Genomic DNA, 22,496 nt, shown 5'->3' on the forward strand with positions numbered 1-22,496 from the left:
CGTCAACTCATCCTCCCTCTGCCCTCAGTGGGCGAGTTCCAGCAGCGCGATGCCCGCCAGCACGGTCGCGCTGGCGGCCAGCCGCAGGGCGCCGAGGCGTTCGCGCAGGACCAGGGTGCCGATCAGGGCGGCGATGACGATGGAGGTCTCGCGCAGCGCGGCGATGGTGGGCAGGTCGCCGACGGTCTGCGCCCAGACCACCAGCCCGTACGCGGTGAGCGACATCAGCCCGCCGGCCAGTCCGACGGCGCGGCCCTCGCGCAGCGCGGGCCGCAGGGTGCCGCGGCGGACGGCGGCCACCGCGGCGAGGACGGCCAGGCCCTGGAGGAGGAACATCCAGGCGATGTACCCGGCGGCCGAGTGGGCGGCGCGGACCCCGCCCGCGTCCACCACGGTGTACCCGGCGATCAGCACGCCGTTGCCCAACGCGGCTCCGATCGCCGGGAGTTGGTCCCGACCGGGGACGCCGCCGACCAGCGCGAGCCCGGCCAGGCCGAGCGAGATCACCACGACGGCGGCGAACTGCCCGGCGGGCAGCGGGCGGTGCAGGACGGTGGCGGAGAGCAGCGCGACCACCGCCGGGGAGGTGCCGCGGGCGATCGGGTACAGCTGGCCGAAGTCGCCGAGCCCGTAGGCGCGGACCAGCAGCAGCTGGTACCCGGTCTGGAGCGCGGCGGAGGCCAGCAGGTACGGCAGGGCGCCCGCGCCGGGCGCCGGGACGGACAGCGCGAGCGCCCCGCCGAAGGCCACGAACACCAGGTTCATCTGCGCGATCCCGGCCATCCGGTCGCGCACCCCGTGCACCAGCGCGTTCCACACGGCGTGCAGCAGCGCGGCGGCGAGCACCACGAACGGGACGGCGCCCTGGCTCACGGGTTCTCCCTCCCCAACGGTTCGACCCCAGAAGATGTACAGCCAACTTAGCGTCCCGCGCCATCCCGCCCACCACCGCCCCCGCTCCGGTCGCAGGCCGACCGCCCCGTCCTCGGGCCGAACGGCCGGGAATCCCACTTCCCTGCTCGAATCTGCGCGGAAACCGATATGATCACGCAGATTCAGTCACGCATACCGTCCGTGCACCCGTCCGACGGACAACCGACCACCACCCTGGGGGCGTCCACCGTGATCCTCACCGTCACGCCGAATCCGGCGCTGGACGTCACCTACACCGTCCCCGGGTTCCGCCCGCACACCAGCCACCGGGTCACCGAGGTGGCCGCCCAGGCGGGCGGCAAGGGCGTCAACGTGGCCCGGGTGCTCGCCGCGCTGGGCCGCCCCGTCCGCTGCGTGCTGCCGCTCGGCGGGCCCACCGGGGAGGCGGTGCGCGCCGACCTGGCCGCCGCCGGGCTGGACCACGCCGCGGTGCCGATCGGCGGCGACACCCGGCGCACCGTCACCGTCGCGGACGGCGCCGACGCCACCGTGCTCAACGAACCCGGCCCGGCGCTGACCGCCGCCGAGTGGGACGCCCTGCTCGACGAGACCGCCCGGCAGCTGCCGCAGGCCGCCGTCCTGGTGCTCTCCGGCAGCCTGCCGCCCGGCGCCCCCGCCGACGGCTACGCTCGACTCGTCGCGCTGGGACGGCGGTTCGACCTGCCCGTGGTGCTCGACGCGGACGGCCCGGCGCTGCTCGCCGCGCTCCCGGCCGGCCCCACCGTGATCAAGCCGAACGCCGCCGAACTCACCGCCGCCACCGGCCTGCCCGACCCCCGCGACGCCGCCCGGGTGCTGATCCGGCGCGGCGCCGAGTCCGTCCTCGCCTCGCTCGGCCCGGACGGCCTGCTCGCCGTCGACCGCCAGGGCACCTGGCGCTGCGCCCCGCCCGCCGCCGTCACCGGCAACCCGACCGGCGCGGGCGACTCCGTGGTCGCCGCCCTCGCCGCCGGCCTCTCCGGCAACGTGGGCTGGCCCGCCGTCCTCCCCGACGCCGTCGCGCTCTCCGCCGCCACCGTCCTGCACCCCCGCGCCGGCCACTTCGACACCCCCGCCTACCACCACCTGCGCGCCACCCTCACCGCCACCCGGGTCGACGCCACCGCCTCCCTCACCCCCTGACCAGCGCCCGGGCGGCCCCCGCGCACCGGCGACGTCACCGCGCCGCCGTTCCCGGACGCGGCCTTCGACCTGGTCACCTCCGCCCTGGTCCCGCACAACGTCCCCGACCCGGACGCCCGCCTGCGCGCCGCGGACGAGGCGCTGCGGGTGCTGCGCCCGGGCGGCCGGCTGCTGCTCGCCGACCTCTCCCCGAGGGTCCGCCGCTACGCTGCCCACCTGGGCGCGGGCACCGTCCGCGGCCTCGGTCCGGCGTCCTGGTACGGCGGGCCGTGGCTGCCGGTGTCGATGCTGGAACTGCGCGAGGACGGCTGACGGTTCAGACGCTCAGCGACTCCAGCACCAGCAGCGCGGCCACCGCGAGGTTGGCCCACCGGTAGGTGACCAGCACGGCGACGAACTCGCGGATGGTCGCGCTGGGCCAGAAGTACGCGGCGGTGGGCGAGCCGACCACGTGGCCGTTGACGCCCTCGCGGCGGGCGAACACGGCGGCGCGGAAGGCGTGGAAGTTGTTGGTGACGACGACGCAGCGGTAGCCGGGGTCGGCGGCGGCCATGATCGCGTGGCTGAAGCGGAGGTTCTCCTCGGTGGTGCGGGAGCGGTCCTCGCGGATGATCCGGTCGGCGGGGAAGCCGTGTTCGACCAGGTGGTCGGCCATGGCGTGGGACTCGGGGAGCTGTTCGTCGGAGCCCTTGCCGCCGGAGACGATCATGAACGGGGAGCGCCCGCGCTCGACCTGCCGCTCGTACAGGCGGCGGCCGCGCTCCAGGCGGCTGGCGAGCAGTGGCGGGACGCGGCTGCCGTCGCGCAGGCCGGTGCCGAGGACGACCACGTAGTCGACGTCCTCGCGGGGGGTCAGGCGGCCGTACAGGTAGGCGTAGCCGACGAAGCAGACGAACAGGAAGGAGAGGTAGCAGGCGAGCACGAAGACGGTGCGGGCGATCACGACCAGCACCTCGGAGTCGGCCCCGGTCGCGGCCAGCAGCAGGGCGAACACCGCCAGGATGGCGAGGCCGGCCAGCAGCGCGAGCAGGCTGCCGAGGCTGCGGCCCTCCTTGCGGACCATCTTGAGCCCGTTGGCGATCAGCAGCCCGGCGAGCACCAGGCTGCCCAGCGCGGGGGCCAGCACCACCACGATCAGGACGGCCTCGGCGGCGGCCGAGTCGGCCCGGTGGAGGGTGGCGAGCAGGGCGAGGGTGAGCAGGGTGACGGAGAGTCCGAGGCAGACGGCGTTGCCGAAGCGGCGCCGGTCGCGCAGCACGCCGACGCCGAACAGCAACAGGAAGACGAGCGCGAGGGCGTACAGGAGCATGGGGGCAGCCTAGGGCCCGTCCCGCGCGGAGGTGCGGGACGGGGCCGGGGCGGGGGTGAGGACGGGGCCGGCGGCGGGGCTGAGGACGGGGCCGGCGGCGGGGCCGGGGGCGGTGAACGGGCCGTCAGCGGCGGCCGGCGAGGGTGCTGCCGACCACCGGGATGCCCTCGGCGAGGTCCTCGGCGATCATCCGCTTGGCGATGGTGTCGGCGGCGGCGCGCAGTTCGGCGCTGCGCGGGCGGCCGCGGTCCTCCTCCAGGCGGCGGTTGAGCCAGTCGGCCCAGGTGCGGGTGATGGTCGCGGCCTCCTGCGCGCCGGCCGGGGTGTGCTGGTAGAAGCCGCTGCCGCCCTCCAGGTAGCCCTCGGCGACCATCCGGTCGAAGACCGGCTGGAGCACCTCCGGGGGGATGCGGCGGCGGGCGGCGATCAGGTTGAGGCTGGCGTGGCCGACGGTGCGGGTGAACAGTTCGACCTGCATGACGGCCCAGGCGCCGGCCACGTCGAGGCGGGTGCCGGAGACGTGGACGACCTCCCGGGCGGTGTCCAGCCCGGCGCTGCCGAGGAGCTTGGCGACGGCGAGTTCGAGCAGCCGGGAGGAGTCGCCGGAGGAGGGCTGGGCGAAGCCCTCGCCCATGTCGGAGGAGCTGGCCCGGGCGGAGTCGCGGAGCTTGACCTGCTTGAGGAAGAGCGCGACCACGAAGCCGACCAGGGCGACCGGGATGGTCCACAGGAAGACGGTGTGCAGCGAGTCGGCGTACGCCTGGATGATCGGCGCGGCCTGGTCGGGGGGCAGGTCGTGGACGCCGTGCGGGCTCTGCGCGGCGGCGCCGAGCAGCCGCGGGTCGGCGCCGGTGGCCCGGGCGGACTCGGCGACGCCGTCGGCGAGGTTGGTCTTGAGCGTGTTGGCGTAGATGGTGCCGAAGACGGCGGTGCCGAACGAGGAGCCCAGGGTGCGGAAGAAGGTGACGCCCGAGGTGGCGGTGCCCAGGTCCGCGTAGTCGACGGTGTTCTGCACGGCGATGGTGAGCACCTGCATGCACAGGCCGATGCCGGTGCCGAGCACGAACATGTAGAGGCTGGCGAGCCAGGCGCTGGTGCCGACGTCCAGCAGCGAGAGCAGGTACAGGCCGGTGGCCATCACCAGCGAGCCGACGATCGGGAAGAACCGGTACTGGCCGGTCTTGGAGACCACGTTGCCGGAGAAGATCGAGGCGATCAGCAGGCCGAGCACCATCGGCAGGGTGCGCACGCCGGAGACGGTCGCCGAGTCGCCGTCGACGTACTGGAGGAAGGTCGGCAGGAAGGTCAGCGCGCCGAGCATGGCGAAGCCGACGATGAAGCTGAGGATCGAGCAGACCGTGAACACCTGGTTGCGGAACAGCCGCATCGGCAGGGTCGGTTGGGCGGCCCTGGTCTCGGCCCGGCAGAACAGGGCGAGCGCGACCACCCCGGCCGCGAACAGGCCGATGATCACGGCCGAGCCCCAGGCGTACTCGTTGCCGCCCCAACTGGTGGCCAGGATCAGGGCGCTGGCGCCGATCGCGACCAGCGTGATGCCCAGGTAGTCGATGACCGGGCGGACGGCGGACTTGACCACGGGGATGTTCCGGGCGGCGGCGATCACCACCACGATCGCGATCGGCACGTTCACGTAGAACGCCCAGCGCCAGGACAGGTGGTCGGTGAACAGGCCGCCGAGCAGCGGGCCGATCACCGTGGCCACGCCGAACACCGCGCCGATCGCGCCCTGGTACTTGCCGCGCTCGCGCAGCGGGATGACGTCGGCGATGAGCGCCATCGAGGTGACCATCAGACCGCCGGCGCCGACGCCCTGGACAGCCCGCCAGACGATCAGCAGCAGCATGTTCGTGGACAGACCGCACAGGAATGAGCCGATGATGAAGACGATCGTGGAGACCTGGAAGACGATCTTGCGGCCGAACAGGTCGCCCATCTTGCCGACCAGCGCCGTGGTGACGGTCTCCGCGAGCAGGTAGGAGGTCACCACCCAGGACATGTGGGAGGCGCCGCCGAGGTCGGCCACGATGGTGGGCAGCGCGGTGCCGACGATGGTCTGGTCGAGGGCGGCCAGCAGCATGCCGAGCACGATGGTGCCGAACACGACGTTCCGCTGCCGCCGGTCGAGGACGGGCGGGGCTGCCTGACTGACTTGGCTGGAGGTGGTCACCCTCGCATCGTCACACTTCGTCCTGTTCTGTCCGGTCCGACACCCCGCCGCTGCGCCGCACGATCGGCCGGTGGTGCGACAAGGTCCCGGGGCCGCCGCGCGGGAGGGCCGCGGACCGCCCGACGACGACCGGCCGAGCCGCGCGGCGGGGCCGGGCGCGGCGGCGGTCAGCGGGCCGCCGTCTCGGCGAGGGCGGTGTCCAGCGGGGTGGCGGGCGGGAGGCCGAGGGCGGTCTCGGTGGCGGTGGAGTCGATCAGGGCCGGGCGGTCGTACAGGTAGAGCATCTCCGGGACCTCGGCCATCACCGCGTCCGCGCGGGCGGCCCCGGCGAGCGCCCCGGTGCTCATCCGATCCAGCCGCGGGGCGGGCGCGCCCGCCAACCGGGCCAGCCGGACGGCGAGTTCGCGGGCCGGGGCGTGCGAAGCGGACGGCACGTGCCAGGCCCGGCCCCAGGAGCGCTCGTCGCGGGCGGCGGCGACCAGCGCGCGGGCGGCGTCCCCGGTGTACGTCCAGCTGTGCGCGGCGTCGGGGTCGCCGGGGTAGGCGACCGGCCGGCCCGCCAGCACCGGCGCGGCCACCAGCAGGGTGAACGGCGAGACGGCGCCCGCGCCGAGGAAGTCCCCGGCCCGCACCTCCGTCGCCCGCACCCGGCCCGCCCGGTGGGCGGCCAGCGCGTCCGCCCAGATCCGGGCCCGCACCTCGCCCTTGACGCTGCTCGGCCGCAGCGGCAGATCCTCGGTGAACGGGCCGTCCACCGGCCCGTAGCCGTAGACGTTGCCCAGCATCACGTACCCGGCGCCGGTCCGCTCCGCCGCGCCCAGCAGCCCGGCCGCCAGTGCCGGGAACTCCTCCGGCCAGCGGTGGTACGGGGGCATCGCGCAGTTCACCAGCGCGGCGGCGCCGGAGGCGAGTCCGGCCAGCCGGACCGGGTCGGTGGCGTCCGCGGCGATCCGCTCGATCAGCGGGTGGACCGGGCCCGCGCCCCGGCGGGTCACCAGCCGGACCCGCTCACCGGCCCGGGCCAGCAGCAGCGCGGTGGCGGCTCCGGTCGCTCCGGCGCCCACGACGACGTACAGGGAGGACATGCGTGCTCTTCTCTCGCTCCGGGAACGCCGGGGGCCTGCGCGCCCCGGCCCCGCCAGCCTGCTCCCCGGGCCGGGCGCCGGGCAGTGGCCCGGCTGCCGTTCCTGCGGAAGTTCGGGCCACCCGCCGCTCCCCCGCCCGGGGCCGCTCCCGGCGGCCCGTAGCCTGGCGGCCCGCACACCAGCGCCTCCGGAGGTCCGGGCCATGCACCGCGTCGCCGTCATCGCCGTCCCGCCCGTCACCGCCTTCGACCTGTCGATCCCCGACCTGGTCCTCGGCGGGGCCCGGGTCGACGGCCACCGCGCCTACCGGGTGCGGGTCTGCGGCAGCGCGCCGGGGCCGGTCGCCTCCGGCGGCAGCCTCCAGGTGGCCGTCCCGCACGGGCTGGAGGCCGTCGACGACGCCGACACCGTGCTGGTCACCGGCACGGGCGCCCGCGACGACGTCGACACCGCAGTGCTGGCCGCGCTGCGCCGGGCGCACGCGAACGGCGCGCGGATCGCCTCGATCTGCACCGGCGCGTTCGTCCTCGCCGAGGCCGGGCTGCTGGACGGCCGCACCGCCACCACCTTCTGGGCCCGGTCGGCGGAGTTCGCCCGCCGCTACCCGGCGGTGACGCTCCGCCCGGACGTGCTGTTCGTCGAGGACGGCACCGTGCTGACCTCCGCCGGGCTGTCCGCCGGCATCGACCTGTGCCTGCACCTGATCCGACTGGACCACGGCGCCGCCGCCGCGAACGCCGCCGCCCGGCTGATCGTCGCCGCGCCCGTCCGGCCGGGCGGGCAGGCCCAGTTCATCCGGTCGCCGCTGCCGCCGGACCGGGCCGGCGCCTCGCTCGCCCCGACCCGCGCCTGGGCGCTGGAACGCCTGCACGAGCCGCTCGGCCGCCCCGCCCTCGCGGCGCACGCGAGGGTCAGCGTCCGGCCCCTGACCCGCCGCTTCGAGGCCGAGACCGGCCTGACGCCGCTCCAGTGGCTCCTGCACCAGCGGGTCGACCGCGCCCGGGAGCTGCTGGAGACCACCGACCTGCCCGTCCCGCGGGTCGCCGAGCTCAGCGGCCTGGCCACCGCCGACTCGCTGCGCCACCATCTGGCCCGCCGCACCGGCCTCACCCCGACCGCCTACCGCGCCACGTTCACCCGGCGCGGGTGAACGCGGCGCGGGTGAACGGCGGCGTCACGGCACGGCGGTGTCACGGCAGCACGGCACGGCGGTGTCAGGAGTGGCGCGCCAGGTCCCCGGTGAAGCCCTGCTGGACGAAGCGCAGCGAGCCGTCCTTGTTCGGGGTGAGGACGCCGTCGCCGGCGAGCGGGGTGCAGCCGGCGCTGACCGTCTCGGGCAGCGAGCGGGCCACCAGGCGGGTCCTGGTCGCGGAGACCAGGGCCGCCTCGTTGGTGCACACGACCTGGTTGGTGCCCAGGCCGCCGTCGCTCTCCACGAAGGCGATCGTGTCACCGACCGCGCCCTGGTGGACGGTGATCCGGATGACGAGCCGCGGCCCGTTCCCGGACGCGCTGATCGGCCCCTCGAAGACGCCCAGGAACGCGTCCGCGACGGCGTCCCCGTCGTCCGGGGGCGAGGGCGCGGGGGACGCCGACGGGGAGGGCGAGGACGACGGCGAGGGCGCGGGCTCGGCCTTCTTGCTGTCGTGCCCGGCCGGGGTGACCGTCCCGGTCGGCCGGGCGCTCGTGCTGCCGGTGACCGCCGGGCTGCCGGACGGGCCGCCCGCGGCGGCGTCCGACCCGCCCGTCCCGGCCGTCGCGGCCCACACGCCCAGGCCCGCCAGCACCGCCGCGACGACACCGGTGGCGACCAGCGGCGCCGCCCGGCGCTTGGCCGGCGGCTGCGGGGCGGGGTGCGGCGCGGGCGTGTGCGGGTGGGGGTACGGGTACTGGCCGGGCGGGGTGGGCGCGGCGGCCGGGTAGCCCGGCGGGGGCGGGCCGAAGCCCGGGGACGCCGGGTACGGGGCGGTGGCCGCCCGGTACGGGGCGGTCGGCGGCGCGGCGGGCGTCGGCGGCGCGGCCAGGACGGTGGGCGGGGGCAGCGGCCGGGACTCCAGGTCGAGCAAGGCGACGGCCATCCGCGCCACCTCCTCGGAGACCGCGCCGGGCAGCCAGCCCCGGTCGCCGAGCCCGGTCTGGCCGGCGGCGCTGCGGACCAGCCGCTCCCGGACGGCGGCCGGGGTCGGCCGGCGCTCCGGGTCCTTGTCCAGGCAGTTGCGCACCAGTTCGAGCAACTCGCCGTCCAGGCCGTCGAGTTCCGGCTCCTCGTGGACGATCCGGTAGAGCAGTCCGGCGGCGCTGTCCTGCTCGCCGAACGGGGCCCGCCCGGTGGCGGCGAAGGCGAGCACCGCGCCGAGCCCGAACACGTCGCCGGCCGGTCCGGACGGCCGGCCCCGGGCCTGCTCGGGCGACATGAACCCGGGCGAGCCGACCACGTAGCCGGACCTGGTCAGGGCGGAGGTCGCGTCCAGCGCCCGGGAGATGCCGAAGTCGATCAGCCGCGGCCCGTCCAGCGCCAGCAGCACGTTCGACGGCTTGACGTCCCGGTGGAGCAGCCCCAGCTCGTGCACGGCCGCCAGGGCGTCGGCCAGGCCGGTGCCCAGCGCCCGCACGGTGGCCGTCGGCAGCGGCCCGAACTGCCGCACCGCGTCCGACAGCGAGGGCCCGGCGACGTAGCCGGTGGCCACCCACGGCTGCGGCCCCTCGGTGTCGGCGTCCAGCACCGGCGCGGTCCACCGGCCGCCGACCCGCCGGGCCGCGGCCACCTCCTGCCGGAAGCGCTGCCGGAACTCCCGGTCCCCGGCGAACTCCTGGCGGACCGTCTTCACCGCCACCGTCCGGCCGCCCGCCGTCCGCCCGAGGAACACCTCGCCCATGCCGCCGGCCCCCAGCCGCCCCAGCAGCCGGTACGGGCCGACCGTGTGCGGATCGCCCGCCCCGAGAGTCTCCAACGTTCCGTGCTCCTAGGCTGGTTCCGCGCCGCTGTCAGGAGAAGCCCCCGCGACCGAGCACAGGACCTTCACCGGGCACCCTAGAGGTCCGCCCCCTCCCGACGACACCGCCGGGCCCTTTTCCAGACCGGATCGGAACCGGACGGTGACGCACTGCGGACACGCGGGCCGGTCAGCGCCCCTCCGCGCCGGTCAGCGCCGGTCAGTGCCGGTCCACGCCGGTCAGCGCCGGTCCACGCCGCCGCGGACGGCCGCGCGGAAGGCGGTGGGGGTGGTGCCGGTGCGCTGGTGGAAGAACTTGGCGAAGTTGGCGGCGTCGGCGAAGCCCAGGTGGTCGGCGATCCGGGCGGCGGAGCCGTCGCTGTGGGCGAGCAGGCGCTTGGCCTCCAGGACGGCCCGGCGGTCGACGAACTCCTTGGCGCCGACGCCCGCGGCGGCCAGGGTGGCGCGGGAGAGGGTGCGCGGGGAGTAGCCGAGCAGCCGGGCGTAGTCCTCGACCCGGCGGGTGCGGGTGAAGTGGTGCTCGACGGCCTGCCGGAAGCGCCGGTAGGTCTCGCCGGGTTCGCTCGCGGCGCTGCCGCACGGCACCGCGGGGTGGGCCAGCCGCAGCAGCAGCGCGGCCAGCAGGTGGCGCAGCAGGGCGTGGCGGACCTCGGCGGGCAGGTCCGCGCCGGAGGCGTACTCGCGGTGCAGGTGGCGCACCGCGTGGAGCAGGGCCTCCCGGTCGGTGCCGCCGGTGTGCAGGACGGCAGCGGCGAAGGGGTCGTCGAGCCGGGCGGCGGCGACGGTCGCCGGGTCGGGGAAGCCGGGTTCGAAGAGCACCAGGGTGCCGTCCGCGTCGCCGAGTTCGCCCCACTGCTGGACCTGGCCGGGTCGGACCCAGAGCCAGCTGCCGGGTTCGACGGTGTGCGCGGTGAAGTCGACGGTGTGGCGCAGCCGGCCGCGTTCCAGGGTGAGCAGGTGGTGGAAGGCGGGGCGCTGCGGGCGGTGGAAGTCCCCGTCGGTGGCGGCGGCCCGGCGGGCGCGCAGGTCGGCGAGCGTCATGACCTCGACGCCGGCCGGTCCGCCGGGTGGCGCGGTGAACGGGACCTCGGGGATCGCCGTCCCGGACGCCTGGGGTTGGTTCGCTCGCATGGTCACCACATCCGCTGCCAGGCTACCTCCGGTCGATCTTCCACCGGGAGGGCCGGGGAGCCGGGGCGCGGAGGACCTGCGGCCCGGCGGCCCGGGGGCCCTCCGGCGCGGCCCTTGACCGCCGCCCGGCGGCCGGTGGAACGTGGGGCCTCCCCCACCCACCCCCGAGGAGCGCGGATGGCCCCCCAGTTCGGCGACTACCAGAACGAGATCTACTTCGAGGCGCTGTTCGGCGTCGCCCCGGCGTACCCGATGACGTACGCGGGCCTGGCCGAGCGGGCCCGGGCGGCGCTCGCGCCGGAGCTGTGGTCGTACGTCGCGGGCGGGGCGGGCGACGAGCACACCCAGCGGGCGAACGCCGCGGCGTTCGAGCGGTGGGGGCTGGTGCCGCGGATGCTGGTGGGCGCGAAGGAGCGGGACCTGCGGGTGGACCTGTTCGGGCTGGAGCTGGCCTCGCCGCTGTTCCTGGCGCCGGTGGGGGTGGTGGGGCTGTGCGCGCCGGACGGGCACGGGGACGTGGCGACGGCCCGGGCGGCGGCCCGCACGGGGGTGCCGATGGTGGCCTCGACGCTCTCGGTGGACCCGATGGAGGCGGTGGCGGCGGAGCTGGGCGGCACCCCGGGCTTCTTCCAGCTGTACACGCCGACCGACCGGGCGCTGGCCGAGTCGCTGGTGCACCGGGCGGAGGCGGCCGGGTTCAAGGCGCTAGTGGTCACCCTGGACACCTGGGTGACCGGCTGGCGGCCGCGCGACCTGGGCAGCGGGAGCTTCCCGCAGCTGCGCGGGCACTGCCTGGCGAACTACACCTCGGACCCGGTGTTCCGGGCCCGGCTCCAGGACCCGGACGGGGACCCGCGCGGCGCGGTGATGGACTGGGTGCAGGTCTTCGGCAACCCGCTGACCTGGGACGACCTGCCGTGGCTGCGTTCGCTGACCGGGCTGCCGATCGTGCTGAAGGGCCTGTGCCACCCGGAGGACGTGCGCCGGGCCGTGGACGCGGGCGTGGACGGGGTCTACTGCTCGAACCACGGCGGCCGGCAGGCGAACGGCGGGCTGCCCGCGCTGGAGTCGCTGGCCGAGGTGGTCGAGGCGGCGGACGGCCGGCCGGTGCTGTTCGACTCGGGCGTGCGCAGCGGCGCGGACGTGGTCAAGGCGCTGGCGCTGGGCGCGACGGCGGTGGGCGTGGGGCGGCCGTACGTGTACGGGCTGGCGCTGGGCGGCGAGGCGGGCGTGGTGCACGTGCTGCGCTCGCTGCTGGCGGAGGCGGACCTGCTGATGGCGGTGGACGGGTACCCGTCGCTGGAGAGCCTGCGCGCGCCGGGCGCACTGCGGCGCTGCTGAGCGCCGGGTCCGGCGCTCCGGCTTATTGCGACTTACTTGCAATAACAGTAGGCATGCAGCAGAGTGGAGCCGCGGGGTCGTCCGACGATCGTCTTCCCAACCGGCGTCCGCCGGGACGCGGCGCCGGCCCCGCGCCAGACCTCTCCCCCGCGCCCGCCCGGCTCGGCACCCGGCTCCGCCCGGTCCGGTGCCCGAGCCCGGTCCGGCGCCCGCCCGCCTCCGGTGCGCTCGGTGCGCTCAGGGCCCGACCGGCAGGCGCACCACCATGGTCTTGCCGCCGCCGTCCGGATCGGCGACGGTCTCCGTCACCCCGCCGGCCAGCGCGGCCAGCTCGTGCACCAGGCCCAGGCCCCAGCCGCCGCTGCCGTCCCGGTGCGGGACCTCGGGGCGCTGCGGGCAGTGCGGGTGCCGGTCGTGCACCCGGATCGCCAGTTCGCCCGCGCCGAAGTCGAGTCGGAGCACGGTGCGGGGCGAGCGCGGGGCGGCGTGGCGGACCGCATTGGTGACCAGTTCGCTGACCACCAGCAGCACGGTGTCGGTCAGCGGATCGTCCGGGCCGATCCCGCGGGCGGCCAGTTCGGCGCGCGCCCCCCGGCGCGCCTCGGGTACGGACGCGGGCACGGTCGCCAGGCTCAGGCGGTAGCGCACGGTCTGGGGTGGGTCCGCGACGGCCATGGTCGGTCCCTTCGCAACGGGGGCGACCGGGGTCGGAGCGGAAGGGCGCCGTCGTCCGGCCGCGTCGGGGCTCGGCAGCCCTGCCCCGTCCGAGCGAACCGGACAGATCACCGATACTCAGTACGGTAAGGCCGAACGGGCCCGACTGCGGCGGCGGATGCTGGACAGTGGCCACAACTCGCCACCGCCCCGAGCGTCCTGGGGACCGGGCCCGCCGACCTGCCGGAACCCCGCGGCCCCGGCCCGCCGGAGGGCGGCACCGTACCCGCGGGTGCCGGACGGGGCCGGCCGCGGACGGGTCGACGGGGCGTCAGATCGGTGATCCGGCCCCGGGGATGCGCTCGAAGACCAGGTTGGTGCGGGTCTGCGCGACCGCCGGGTGGGTGGTCAGGTGGTCGACCACGAAGCAGCGCAGCGCCTCCGGGTCGGCCACCGCCACGTGCAGCAGGTAGTCGTCGCTGCCCGCCATGTGGAACACCGCCAGCACGCCCGGCAGCCCGGGCGCGGCGGCCCGGAAGCTGCCGTTCTGCTCCCGGGTGTGCGCCCGCAGCCGCACCGAGATCATCGCCTGGAGCGGCAGCCCGACCGCCGGCAGGTCCACCTCGGCGTGGTACCCGGCGATCACCCCGCGCCCGCGCAGCGCCCGCACCCGCGCCAGGCAGGTGGACGGGGCCACCCCGACCTGCTCGGCCAGCGCGTTGTTGGGCGTGCGCGCGTCGGCCAGCAGCGCCCGCACGATCGCGCGGTCGACCTCGTCGAGTTCCGCCGCGCGGGCCCGTGGAATGTTCGGCACGCCACCAGCGTGGCGGCCCGCGCCGAACATCCGCAAGGGTGCCGCCGCCCCCGCCGAATCGTCTGCCGTCACTCTGGCCATTCGACGCCCACCCGTTCACCATCGAGCGCCATGAGCCGACTCGACACCCGAGCCGTGCACGCCGGCCGCGACGACCTCGCCGGACTCGGCACGCACGTCCCCCCGCTCGACCTGTCCACCACCTACCCCGTACCGGACCTCACCACCGGCGGCGACGCCTACCAGGCGCTGGCCACCGGCGGACGCCCGCCCGCCGAGGGCGGCCTGGTCTACCAGCGGCTGTGGAACCCCACCGTCGCCCGCTTCGAACAGGCGCTGGCCGAACTGGAGGGCTGCGCCGAGGCGGTGGTCTTCTCCTCCGGCATGGCCGCGCTCTCCGCCTGCCTGCTCGCCGCCGCCGCGGAGGGCCGCCGGCACGTGGTGGCGGTGCGCCCGCTGTACGGCGGCTCCGACCACCTGCTGGACTCCGGCCTGCTCGGCACCGAGGTGACCTGGGCCGCCCCCGGCACGCTGGCCGCCGCGCTGCGCCCCGACACCGGGCTCGTCCTGGTCGAGACCCCCGGCAACCCCACCCTGGACCTGCTCGACCTGGCCGCGACCGCCGAACGCTGCGGCGGCGTCCCGCTGCTGGTCGACAACACCTTCGCCACCCCGGTCCTGCAGAACCCCGCCGCGTTCGGCGCCACCCTGGTGCTGCACTCGGCGACCAAGTCGATCGGCGGCCACGGCGACGTGCTGGCCGGGGCGGTCGCCTGCACCGCCGCCTGGGCGGAGCGGCTGCGCCGGGTCCGGGCCGTCACCGGCGCCGTCCTGCACCCGCTGGCCGGCTACCTGCTGCACCGCGGCCTGCAGACCCTGCCGCTGCGGGTGCGCGCCGCCTCCGCCTCCGCCGCCCGGATCGCCGACTGGCTGGCCGAACAGCCCGAGGTCGCCGCCGTGCACTACCCGGGCCGCTCCGGCTCGCCGCTGCTGGGACGCCAACTCCGGGGCGGCGGAAGCACCCTGGCCTTCGAGGCGGCCGGCGGTCACCCGCACGCCGCGGCGATCGCCGAGCGCTGCGAACTGATCACCCACGCGGTCTCGCTCGGCGGCGTCGACACCCTGATCCAGCACCCCGCCTCGCTCACCCACCGCCCGGTGGCCGCCGCGCACAAGCCCGCCGGGGCCGTCCTGCGGCTCTCCGTCGGCCTGGAGGACCCGGACGACCTGATCGCCGACCTGGCCAAGGCGCTGCCGCGCTGAGCGGGCCGTCACCGCACCCCGGAGGCCGCCCGCAGGTGGTCGAGCACCAGCGGGTCGATCCGGCCCTCGGCGAGGCGGCCCTCCAGGTTCTCCACCCCGGCCCAGCGGTCCAGCGAGTCGTACCCGAGCCCGCCCAGCAACCGCCTTACCTCCTCGGCCAGTTCACCCTCCAGCGGGAGCAGCTCGGCCGGGTCGGACACCCCGTGCAGCACCTCGTGGACGGCCAGCAGCCGCCCCAACTCGCCCACCGGGTCCGGGTGGTCGTCCACCCGCAGGTCGTACGCGAGGTCGCCCCACCCGCCGACGCCCCGGCCCGGGTCGACCACGTACAGCGCGGCGCCCTGCCGCCCGCGGGCGTCCCCGCCCGCCGCGTCCCCGGCCGCGAGGGCGGCCACCAGCCGTTCGGCGAACGGCAGTTCGGCGGAGTCCAGCCAGACCGCCCGCATCTCCCGCACCACCTCGGGCCCGGTCAGGATGTTCCCCTGCACCGCGTACCCGTCCCCGGCCAGACCTCCCGCCCAGGGCAGGCACTCCTCCCCCGTGTACGTCTCCGCCCGCCCGTCCGCCCCGACCACGCCCACCTGCCGGTGCGCCCGCCGCCCGTCGGCCGCCAGCAGCGCCGCCACCGCCTCCGCCGGGGAGGCCCCGCTGCGCAGCATCGCCATCCCCTGCGGCCGGTACGCCAGGTTGGCCCACGCCTGCGTCGCCAACGCGCCGACCCCCGCCTCGGCCGCGGGCACCAACGCCCCCACCGAGAGGAACTTGCTCGCCACTGCCACACCGAGCGCACTGCCCTGCCGGGCCACGATGGAAAAGGTCACGAGCGGCGACGATAGCCCTCCCGGGGCGGTTCGTCCACGCCCCGCCGCCCTCCGGCAAAGCCCGGCACGACGCGCGACGGGGGCGCGGTCCCCCGCGCCCCCGGTTCCGCCGCGGGCGGGTGCGCTCAGAGGTCGAACGCGGCGCGCTTCTCCTCCGGCACCAGCGTCACGTACTCCTGGTGCTTGGCGATCCAGCCGCGGATGAACGGGCAGTACGGCAGGACGTGCGCGCCGCGGTCGCGGACGGCGTCCAGCGCGGCGCGGGCCAGCTTGCCGCCCAGGCCCTGGCCCTCGAAGGCGGGGTCGATGACGGTGTGGACGAAGGCGAACGTCCGCCCCTCGTCGCGGAGTTGGTACTCGGCGAAACCGGCGGGGCCGGCGTCGGTGTCGATCTCGAAGCGGGACTGCTCGGTGTTGTCGTGGATGCGGGGTTCCATCGGGGTCTGCTCCTCGGGTCAGTGGGCGCGCAGCGCCGCGAGCTGCTGGGCGAAGGGGACGACCTGCTCGGTCGGCCGGGTGCGGGGGGCGGCGGGCCGGCCGGCCAGGCTCTCGGCGAGTTCGCCGGCCGCCCGGGCGATCCGTCCGGCGAGCGAGCCGTCGCCGCCGGTGCCGTCGGCGCCCCAGTCCTCGGAGGCGGCGAAGACCGCGGTGGGGACGACGGCGGCGCGCAGGTAGGAGAAGAGCGGGCGCAGCGCGTGTTCGAGGGCGAGGCTGTGCCGGGCGGTGCCGCCGGTGGCGGCGATCAGCACGGGCTTGCCGGTCAGCGCGTCCCGGTCGAGCACGTCCACGAAGGACTTGAACAGCCCGCTGTAGGAGGCGGAGAAGATCGGCGTGACGGCGATCAGCCCGTCCGCCTCCTCGACCGCCCGCACGGCGTCGCGCAGCGCGGGCGGCGGGAAGCCGGTGACCAGGTTGTCGGCGATGTCCCGGGCGAGCTCGCGCAGTTCGACCACCCGGACGTCCACCTCCCGGCCGGCCGCCCGCAGGTCGCGGGCGGCGGCCTCGGCGAGGCGGTCGGCGAGCAGCCGGGTGGAGGACGGGACGCCCAGGCCGGCCGTCACCACCACGAGGTCGAGGGTGTTCACGGGGTGGTCACCTCCTCGCGGGCGGCGACCCGCGCGGCGTGGGTGGGGCCGTCGGGCACCTGTGCCGGGCGGCCGGCCGCGAACTCCTTGCGCAGCACCGGGACGACCTCCTCGCCGAGCAGGTCGAGCTGTTCCAGGACGGTCTTGAGCGGGAGCCCGGCGTGGTCCATCAGGAAGAGCTGGCGCTGGTAGTCGCCGAAGGTCTCGCGGAAGGCGAGCGTCTTCTCGACGACCTCCTGCGGGCTGCCGACGGTGAGCGGGGTCTGCTCGGTGAACTCCTCCAGCGAGGGGCCGTGGCCGTAGACCGGGGCGTTGTCGAAGTAGGGGCGGAACTCGCGGACCGCGTCCTGGGAGTTGGCGCGCATGAAGACCTGCCCGCCCAGGCCGACGATCGCCTGCTCGGGGGTGCCGTGGCCGTAGTGGGCGTAGCGCTCCCGGTAGAGCTCGATCAGGCGCTGGAAGTGCTCCTTGGGCCAGAAGATGTTGTTGGCGAAGAAGCCGTCGCCGTAGTAGGCGGCCTGTTCGGCGATCTCGGGGCTGCGGATGGAGCCGTGCCAGACGAACGGCGGGGTGTCGTCGAGCGGGCGCGGGGTGGAGGTGAAGGACTGGAGCGGGGTGCGGAAGCGGCCCTGCCAGTCGACGTTCTCCTCGCGCCAGAGCTGGTGCAGCAGCGCGTAGTTCTCGATCGCGAGCGGGATGCCCTGGCGGATGTCCTTGCCGAACCACGGGTAGACCGGGCCGGTGTTGCCGCGGCCCATCATCACGTCGACCCGGCCCTCGGCGAGGTGCTGGAGCATCGCGAAGTCCTCGGCGATCTTCACCGGGTCGTTGGTGGTGATCAGCGTGGTGGAGGTGGAGAGGATCAGCTTCTCGGTCCGGGCCGCGACGTAGCCGAGCATGGTGGTCGGCGAGGACGGGACGAACGGCGGGTTGTGGTGCTCGCCGGTGGCGAACACGTCGAGCCCGACCTCCTCGGCCTTGAGCGCGATGGCCACCATGGCCTTGATCCGCTCGTGCTCGGTGGGGGTCCGCCCGGTGGTGGGGTCGGTGGTCACGTCGCCGACGCTGAAGATGCCGAACTGCACCGTTCTCAACTCCTTCGGGGTTGATTCAACATTCAACCACTCGCGACAACGGGGCGCCACTCCGACCTATTCCCGCCACCGCGCCCCCAGGGGTCGACCGAACCCCCGACATCCTCGGCGACCGCACGAGCACGCAGGGTTGACCGGTCGCCGACGGCCACCTCGACCGGATCAGCCGGCGCCGCCCCCGGCCGGACCGACACCGCCCGGGCCCGCACCGCCGTCCCCGGCCCGGCCGGCCAGCGCCTCGTCCAGCCAGGCCAGCCAGAACGACTCCAGTCGGATGCCCGCCCGCAGCACCAGGTGCTGCGGGCGGTTCTCCGTCCCGGCCCGCTCCGGCGGGAAGTCCCGCCGCTCGATCTCCAGGTACTCCGCCAACTGCGCCCGGTGCAGCTCGCGGTGCCGGGCCAGCTCCGCCTCCAGCCCGCCCGCCCCGAGCACGGCGGCCGCCCGCAGCCGCAGCAGCAGCGGGTCGCGGACCGGCTTCGGGTCCTGCGCCAGGGCGGTCCACCGGGCCAGTTCGGCCCGCCCCTCCGGCAGCACCTCGTACTCCTTGCGCTGCCCCCGCCCGGTCCCCGGCCCGGACGCCCGCACCAGCCCCTCGCGCTCCAGCCGTCCCAGTTCGCGGTAGATCTGCTGGTGGGTGGCCGACCAGAAGAACCCGATCGACCGGTCGAACCGCCGGGTCAGCTCCAGCCCCGAGGACGGCTTCTCCAGCAGGGCGGTGAGGATCGCGTGCGGCAGTGACATGCGGCGATCGTACGGGTGGGGTCGGTCCGGGCCACCGTGCGGGCCGGGCGGCGCGCGGTGACGGGACGCCAAGTGCGGCCCGCCGCAGCGGCGTTGACGCCGGGCCGCCGGGCGGGAAAACTCTTGCGGGGTCTTGCGCAGCCCCGCCGGCGGTCCGCATACTCCCGGATAGCGCCTGTCAGGAGCACATCAAAAACCGGCCCATGAGGCCGGTCCCGACCGCTCCTGCCCGCGCCTCACGGCCCCTACCCCAGGGCCTCTCCCACTCCCCCAGGAGGAGATCTGTGAGGACCACGCGCACCACCTCCCGCCCGAGCCGCACCGGCGGCCGCCTGCTCGCCGTCGCCGCCGCCCTCGCGGCGGCGACCGCCCTCGCGGTGCCCGCCGCCGGGGCCGCCACCCCGGCGCCGGACGCCGCGACCCTGGCCCGGGTCAGCGACTCGGTCGAGCTCAGCGGCGTCAACGGCATCGCCTGGCACACCGACACCGCCACCGGACGGATCGTGGTGACCGCCGACAGCACCGTCACCACGGCCGCGCTGGCCCGGCTCACCGCCGCCGCCGGGGCGGACGCCGCCCGCCTCAAGGTCGAGCGCACCTCCGGCACCTTCAGCCCCAAACTGTCCGCGGGCGCCGCGATCTACGGCGGCGGCTACCGCTGCTCGCTGGGCTTCAACGTGGTCAAGGGCAGCACCTACTACTTCCTCACCGCCGGGCACTGCGGCAACATCGCCAGCACCTGGTACACCAACTCCGGCCAGAGCACGGTGGCCGGCACCACCGCCGGCTCCAGCTTCCCGGGCAACGACTACGCCCTGGTCCGCTACACCAACACCTCGCTCAGCCACCCGGGCGGCTTCACCGCCGCCAACGCCGTCGTCGGGGAGTCCGTCAAGCGCACCGGCTCGACCACCGGCACCCACAGCGGCAAGGTCACCGCCCTGAACGCCACCGTCCGCTACTCCGACGGCGGCACCGTCAGCGGCCTGATCCAGACCACCGTGTGCGCCGAGGGCGGCGACTCCGGCGGCCCGCTGTACGACGGCACCAAGGCGCTGGGCCTGACCTCCGGCGGCAGCGGCGACTGCACCTCCGGCGGCACCACGTTCTTCCAGCCCGTCACCGAGGCGCTGTCGGCGTACGGGGTCTCGCTCTACTGACCCCGGGGCGAGCCCGCCCCACCGGGCCCGCCGCACGCCCGCCCGACGCCCACCGGAGCCCCGGCCCCGGTGGGCGTCGGCGCGCGCTCAGAGCGCGGCGGCCAGCCGGGTGCCCTGGTCGATGGCGCGCTTGGCGTCGAGTTCGGCGGCCACGTCGGCGCCGCCGATCAGGTGCGGTTCGACGCCGCGCCCGCGCAGCGCGTCGAGCAGCTCGCGGCGGGGCTCCTGGCCCGCGCACAGCACCACGGTGTCGACCGGCAGGACCTGCTCCTCGCCGCCCACGGTGACGTGCAGGCCCGCGTCGTCGATCCGGCGGTACTCGACGCCGGGGACCATCACCACGCCGCGGTGGCGCAGTTCGGTGCGGTGGATCCAGCCGGTGGTCTTGCCCAGGCCCGCGCCGACCTTGCCGTCCTTGCGCTGGAGCAGGAAGACGCTGCGCGGGCTCGCGGCCCGGACGGGGGCGGCCAGGCCGCCGGGGGCGGTGTGCTCGCGGTCGACGCCCCACCGGGCGAGGAAGTCGGCGCCGCTGCCCGGGTCGGTGAGGTACTCGGCGACGTCGAAGCCGATGCCGCCCGCGCCGATCACCGCGACCCGGTCGCCGACCTTCGCGCCGTCGCGCAGCACGTCCAGGTAGCCGAGCACGCTGGGGTGGTCGACGCCGTCGATCTCCGGGACGCGCGGGGTGACGCCGGTGGCCAGCACCACCTCGTCCCAGCCGGTCAGGGTGTCCGCGTCGGCGACCGTTCCGAGGCGCAACTCGACACCGGTGCGGGCGAGTTCGTGCCGGTAGTAGCGCAGCGTCTCGTCGAACTCCTGCTTGCCGGGCACCCGCCGGGCGACGTTCAGCTGGCCGCCGATCGCGTCGGCGGCGTCGAACAGGGTGACGTGGTGGCCGCGGTCGGCGGCGGAGGTGGCGAAGGCGAGGCCGGCCGGTCCGGCGCCGACCACGGCGATCCGCTTGGCCCGGCGGGTGGGGGCGAGGACGAGTTCGGTCTCGTGGCAGGCGCGCGGGTTGACCAGGCAGGAGGTGATCTTCGCGCTGAAGGTGTGGTCCAGGCAGGCCTGGTTGCAGCCGATGCAGGTGTTGATCGCCTCGGGGGCGCCGGCGGCGGCCTTGTTGACGAAGGCGGGGTCGGCGAGCATCGGCCGGGCCAGCGAGACCAGGTCGGCGTGGCCGGTGGCGAGCAGGTGCTCGGCGACCTCGGGGGTGTTGATCCGGTTGGTGGTGACCAGCGGGATGCCGACCTCGCCCATCAGCTTCTTCGTCACCCAGGCGTAGGCGCCGCGCGGCACCGAGGTGGCGATGGTGGGGATGCGGGCCTCGTGCCAGCCGATGCCGGTGTTGATGATCGTCGCGCCGGCCGCCTCGACCTCGCGGGCCAGGCGGACCACCTCGTCGAAGGTGGAGCCGCCGGGGACGAGGTCGAGCATGGAGAGGCGGTAGATCAGGATGAAGTCCGGCCCGACCCGCTCGCGCACCCGGCGGACGATCTCGACCGGGAAGCGCATCCGGTTCTCGTAGGAGCCGCCCCACCCGTCGGTGCGGTGGTTGGTCTGCGCGGCGACGAACTCGTTGATCAGGTAGCCCTCGGAGCCCATCACCTCCACGCCGTCGTACCCGGCGGAGCGGGCGAGTTCGGCGCAGCGCGCGAAGTCCTCGACCGTCCGCTCGATCTGCTCGGCGGTCAGCTCGTGCGGTACGTACGGGCTGATCGGGGCCTGGAGGGCGGACGGGGCGACCAGGTCCTCGTGGTAGGCGTACCGGCCGAAGTGCAGGATCTGCAGCGCGATCCTCCCGCCCGCGGCGTGCACGGCGTCGGTGATCGCCCGGTGCTCGGCGGCCTCGGCGGCGGTGGTCAGCTTGGCGCCGCCCGACCAGGGCCGGCCGGCCTCGTTGGGGGCGATGCCGCCGGTGACGATCAGGCCGACGCCGCCGCGGGCGCGCTCCGCGTAGAAGGCCGCCATCCGCGCGAAGCCGTCCTCGGCCTCCTCCAGCCCGACGTGCATGGAGCCCATCACCACCCGGTTCGGCAGGGTGGTGAAGCCCAGGTCGAGCGGGGCCAGCAGGTGGGGGTACGCAGCAGTCATCGACGCCTCCGGTCGGGATTTGTTACCCAACGGTAGGGCGCGGCGGACCGGCCATGCAACTAGTTGCACAAACGCGGGCGGACCGGCGGCTCCCCCGTCACCGCCGCCGCCCCCGCCGGGTGCCCTCCGCCCACCGGACGGCGGGGACGGCCAGCGCGAGGAAACCGGCCGCGGCGGCCAGCACGGCCGCCCAGGCGATCCAGGCCCGCCCGGGGCCGAGCCCCGCGAGCCAGAAGTGGTGGACCGCGGCGAACGCGGCGCAGAACGCCGACATGCCGGCCGTGACGGCCGTGAGCCGGACCTGGTACGAGGCCATCACCCCTCCTCGGGTTCGACGTGCGGCGCGGGTCCGCGGGGCGGCGGCCCGGCGGCCGCGCCCCGCGGACGGTGTCGGTGTCACGCGGCTGCCCCGGCGGGTCACCCGTGCCGGGGGTGGCCCGCGTCGCCCCCCACCACGACCCGGTCGGCGCCGGGCTCCTCGGACCGCTCCACTATGGTCACGTCGACCTCCCCGTCCCCGGTGGTGTCGAACTGGTAGAGGTCGGCCTTGCCGTCGCCGGTGGTGTCGGTCAGCCAGACGTCGGGCCTGCCGTCACCGTTGGTGTCGGCGCTGAGCAGGAGGTGGTCCTCGCCGCCCTGGGTCTCGATCGGCTCTTCGGTGCGCTCAGTGGTGTCCATGGCCCCCGGCTGCCCCCGGGCCGCCGGGCGAA

General features: G+C 75.7%; 21 protein-coding genes and 1 pseudogene. 6 read left to right on the top strand and 16 right to left on the bottom strand.

The annotated features are described in order from the left end of the window. Positions 1 to 24: 24 nt before the first annotated feature. Complete coding sequence (locus tag K353_RS14365; RefSeq protein WP_111553984.1) at positions 25 to 873, bottom strand: DMT family transporter; 849 nt, start codon at positions 871 to 873, stop codon at positions 25 to 27. Between the two features lie 249 nt (positions 874 to 1,122). Here K353_RS14365 and K353_RS14370 point away from each other — a divergent pair, with 249 nt between their 5' ends. Together K353_RS14370 and K353_RS36540 are read left to right on the top strand one after the other, a co-directional pair. Next, positions 1,123 to 2,055 (top strand): 1-phosphofructokinase family hexose kinase, encoded by a 933-nt coding sequence (locus tag K353_RS14370; protein WP_111554107.1) that lies wholly within the window; start codon positions 1,123 to 1,125, stop codon positions 2,053 to 2,055. 33 nt (positions 2,056 to 2,088) lie between these two features. After that, positions 2,089 to 2,367 (top strand): annotated as a pseudogene (locus tag K353_RS36540) (class I SAM-dependent methyltransferase); the annotation flags it as partial. Between the two features lie 4 nt (positions 2,368 to 2,371). Here K353_RS36540 and K353_RS14380 read toward each other — a convergent pair. The 3 genes from K353_RS14380 to K353_RS14390 form a co-directional block, all read right to left on the bottom strand. Beyond that, the gene (locus K353_RS14380; protein ID WP_111553985.1) at positions 2,372 to 3,364 is read right to left on the bottom strand and encodes a YdcF family protein; all 993 of its coding nucleotides are present in this window, start codon (positions 3,362 to 3,364) and stop codon (positions 2,372 to 2,374) included. A gap of 124 nt (positions 3,365 to 3,488) precedes the next feature. Then, entirely contained in the window at positions 3,489 to 5,552 is a 2,064-nt protein-coding gene (locus K353_RS14385; RefSeq protein ID WP_111553986.1) for an MDR family MFS transporter, read from the bottom strand. A 167-nt stretch (positions 5,553 to 5,719) separates the two neighbouring features. Next, positions 5,720 to 6,637, bottom strand: coding sequence for an NAD-dependent epimerase/dehydratase family protein (locus tag K353_RS14390; protein ID WP_111553987.1), 918 nt, complete (start codon positions 6,635 to 6,637; stop codon positions 5,720 to 5,722). Positions 6,638 to 6,839: 202 nt separating this feature from the next. Between K353_RS14390 and K353_RS14395 the strand changes: the two genes are divergently transcribed. Beyond that, positions 6,840 to 7,787 (top strand): GlxA family transcriptional regulator, encoded by a 948-nt coding sequence (locus K353_RS14395; RefSeq protein ID WP_111553988.1) that lies wholly within the window; start codon positions 6,840 to 6,842, stop codon positions 7,785 to 7,787. Between the two features lie 64 nt (positions 7,788 to 7,851). Here K353_RS14395 and K353_RS14405 read toward each other — a convergent pair whose 3' ends face one another. Then, positions 7,852 to 9,588: a serine/threonine-protein kinase gene (locus K353_RS14405; RefSeq protein ID WP_199528097.1), complete on the bottom strand. Its 1,737-nt coding sequence runs from the start codon at positions 9,586 to 9,588 to the stop codon at positions 7,852 to 7,854. Positions 9,589 to 9,810: 222 nt separating this feature from the next. Beyond that, positions 9,811 to 10,722, bottom strand: a complete 912-nt coding sequence (locus K353_RS14410) for an AraC family transcriptional regulator (RefSeq protein ID WP_111553990.1) — start codon at positions 10,720 to 10,722, stop codon at positions 9,811 to 9,813. Positions 10,723 to 10,899: 177 nt separating this feature from the next. On the opposite strand from K353_RS14410, the gene K353_RS14415 reads away from it, so the two are divergent. Beyond that, the gene (locus K353_RS14415; RefSeq protein WP_111553991.1) at positions 10,900 to 12,063 is read left to right on the top strand and encodes an alpha-hydroxy-acid oxidizing protein; all 1,164 of its coding nucleotides are present in this window, start codon (positions 10,900 to 10,902) and stop codon (positions 12,061 to 12,063) included. 237 nt (positions 12,064 to 12,300) lie between these two features. On the opposite strand, the gene K353_RS14420 is transcribed toward K353_RS14415, so the two are convergent. Both K353_RS14420 and K353_RS14425 read right to left on the bottom strand, forming a co-directional pair. Continuing rightward, complete coding sequence (locus K353_RS14420) at positions 12,301 to 12,738, bottom strand: ATP-binding protein (RefSeq protein ID WP_111553992.1); 438 nt, start codon at positions 12,736 to 12,738, stop codon at positions 12,301 to 12,303. Between the two features lie 310 nt (positions 12,739 to 13,048). Next, positions 13,049 to 13,531: an Lrp/AsnC family transcriptional regulator gene (locus K353_RS14425; protein WP_233533582.1), complete on the bottom strand. Its 483-nt coding sequence runs from the start codon at positions 13,529 to 13,531 to the stop codon at positions 13,049 to 13,051. Positions 13,532 to 13,642: 111 nt separating this feature from the next. Here K353_RS14425 and K353_RS14430 point away from each other — a divergent pair, with 111 nt between their 5' ends. Then, entirely contained in the window at positions 13,643 to 14,794 is a 1,152-nt protein-coding gene (locus K353_RS14430) for a PLP-dependent aspartate aminotransferase family protein (RefSeq protein ID WP_111553993.1), read from the top strand. 8 nt (positions 14,795 to 14,802) lie between these two features. Here the strand turns inward: K353_RS14430 and K353_RS14435 are convergent, their stop codons facing one another. From K353_RS14435 to K353_RS14455, 5 genes are all read right to left on the bottom strand, one after another. After that, positions 14,803 to 15,615 (bottom strand): DUF1028 domain-containing protein, encoded by an 813-nt coding sequence (locus K353_RS14435; protein ID WP_111553994.1) that lies wholly within the window; start codon positions 15,613 to 15,615, stop codon positions 14,803 to 14,805. Positions 15,616 to 15,740: 125 nt separating this feature from the next. Next, positions 15,741 to 16,052: a GNAT family N-acetyltransferase gene (locus K353_RS14440; protein WP_111553995.1), complete on the bottom strand. Its 312-nt coding sequence runs from the start codon at positions 16,050 to 16,052 to the stop codon at positions 15,741 to 15,743. An 18-nt stretch (positions 16,053 to 16,070) separates the two neighbouring features. After that, the gene (locus K353_RS14445) at positions 16,071 to 16,700 is read right to left on the bottom strand and encodes an FMN reductase (RefSeq protein WP_111553996.1); all 630 of its coding nucleotides are present in this window, start codon (positions 16,698 to 16,700) and stop codon (positions 16,071 to 16,073) included. After that, on the bottom strand, positions 16,697 to 17,785 hold the full coding sequence (locus tag K353_RS14450; protein WP_111553997.1) for an LLM class flavin-dependent oxidoreductase: 1,089 nt from the start codon (positions 17,783 to 17,785) through the stop codon (positions 16,697 to 16,699). The genes K353_RS14445 and K353_RS14450 overlap by 4 nt, the downstream gene beginning before the upstream one ends. A gap of 171 nt (positions 17,786 to 17,956) precedes the next feature. After that, the gene (locus tag K353_RS14455) at positions 17,957 to 18,535 is read right to left on the bottom strand and encodes a PadR family transcriptional regulator (protein WP_111553998.1); all 579 of its coding nucleotides are present in this window, start codon (positions 18,533 to 18,535) and stop codon (positions 17,957 to 17,959) included. A gap of 284 nt (positions 18,536 to 18,819) precedes the next feature. Between K353_RS14455 and K353_RS14460 the strand changes: the two genes are divergently transcribed. Then, complete coding sequence (locus tag K353_RS14460) at positions 18,820 to 19,695, top strand: S1 family peptidase (RefSeq protein ID WP_233533583.1); 876 nt, start codon at positions 18,820 to 18,822, stop codon at positions 19,693 to 19,695. 87 nt (positions 19,696 to 19,782) lie between these two features. Here the strand turns inward: K353_RS14460 and K353_RS14465 are convergent, their stop codons facing one another. The 3 genes from K353_RS14465 to K353_RS14475 form a co-directional block, all read right to left on the bottom strand. Next, positions 19,783 to 21,786, bottom strand: a complete 2,004-nt coding sequence (locus tag K353_RS14465) for an NADPH-dependent 2,4-dienoyl-CoA reductase (protein ID WP_111554000.1) — start codon at positions 21,784 to 21,786, stop codon at positions 19,783 to 19,785. 97 nt (positions 21,787 to 21,883) lie between these two features. Further along, positions 21,884 to 22,102: a hypothetical protein gene (locus tag K353_RS14470; protein WP_111554001.1), complete on the bottom strand. Its 219-nt coding sequence runs from the start codon at positions 22,100 to 22,102 to the stop codon at positions 21,884 to 21,886. Positions 22,103 to 22,203: 101 nt separating this feature from the next. Then, a complete protein-coding gene (locus K353_RS14475; protein WP_100839727.1) occupies positions 22,204 to 22,464 on the bottom strand; it encodes a hypothetical protein in 261 nt (86 codons plus the stop codon). Positions 22,465 to 22,496 lie beyond the last annotated feature (32 nt).

It is taken from the genome of Kitasatospora sp. SolWspMP-SS2h (assembly GCF_003259315.1).
Classification (GTDB): domain Bacteria; phylum Actinomycetota; class Actinomycetes; order Streptomycetales; family Streptomycetaceae; genus Kitasatospora; species Kitasatospora fiedleri.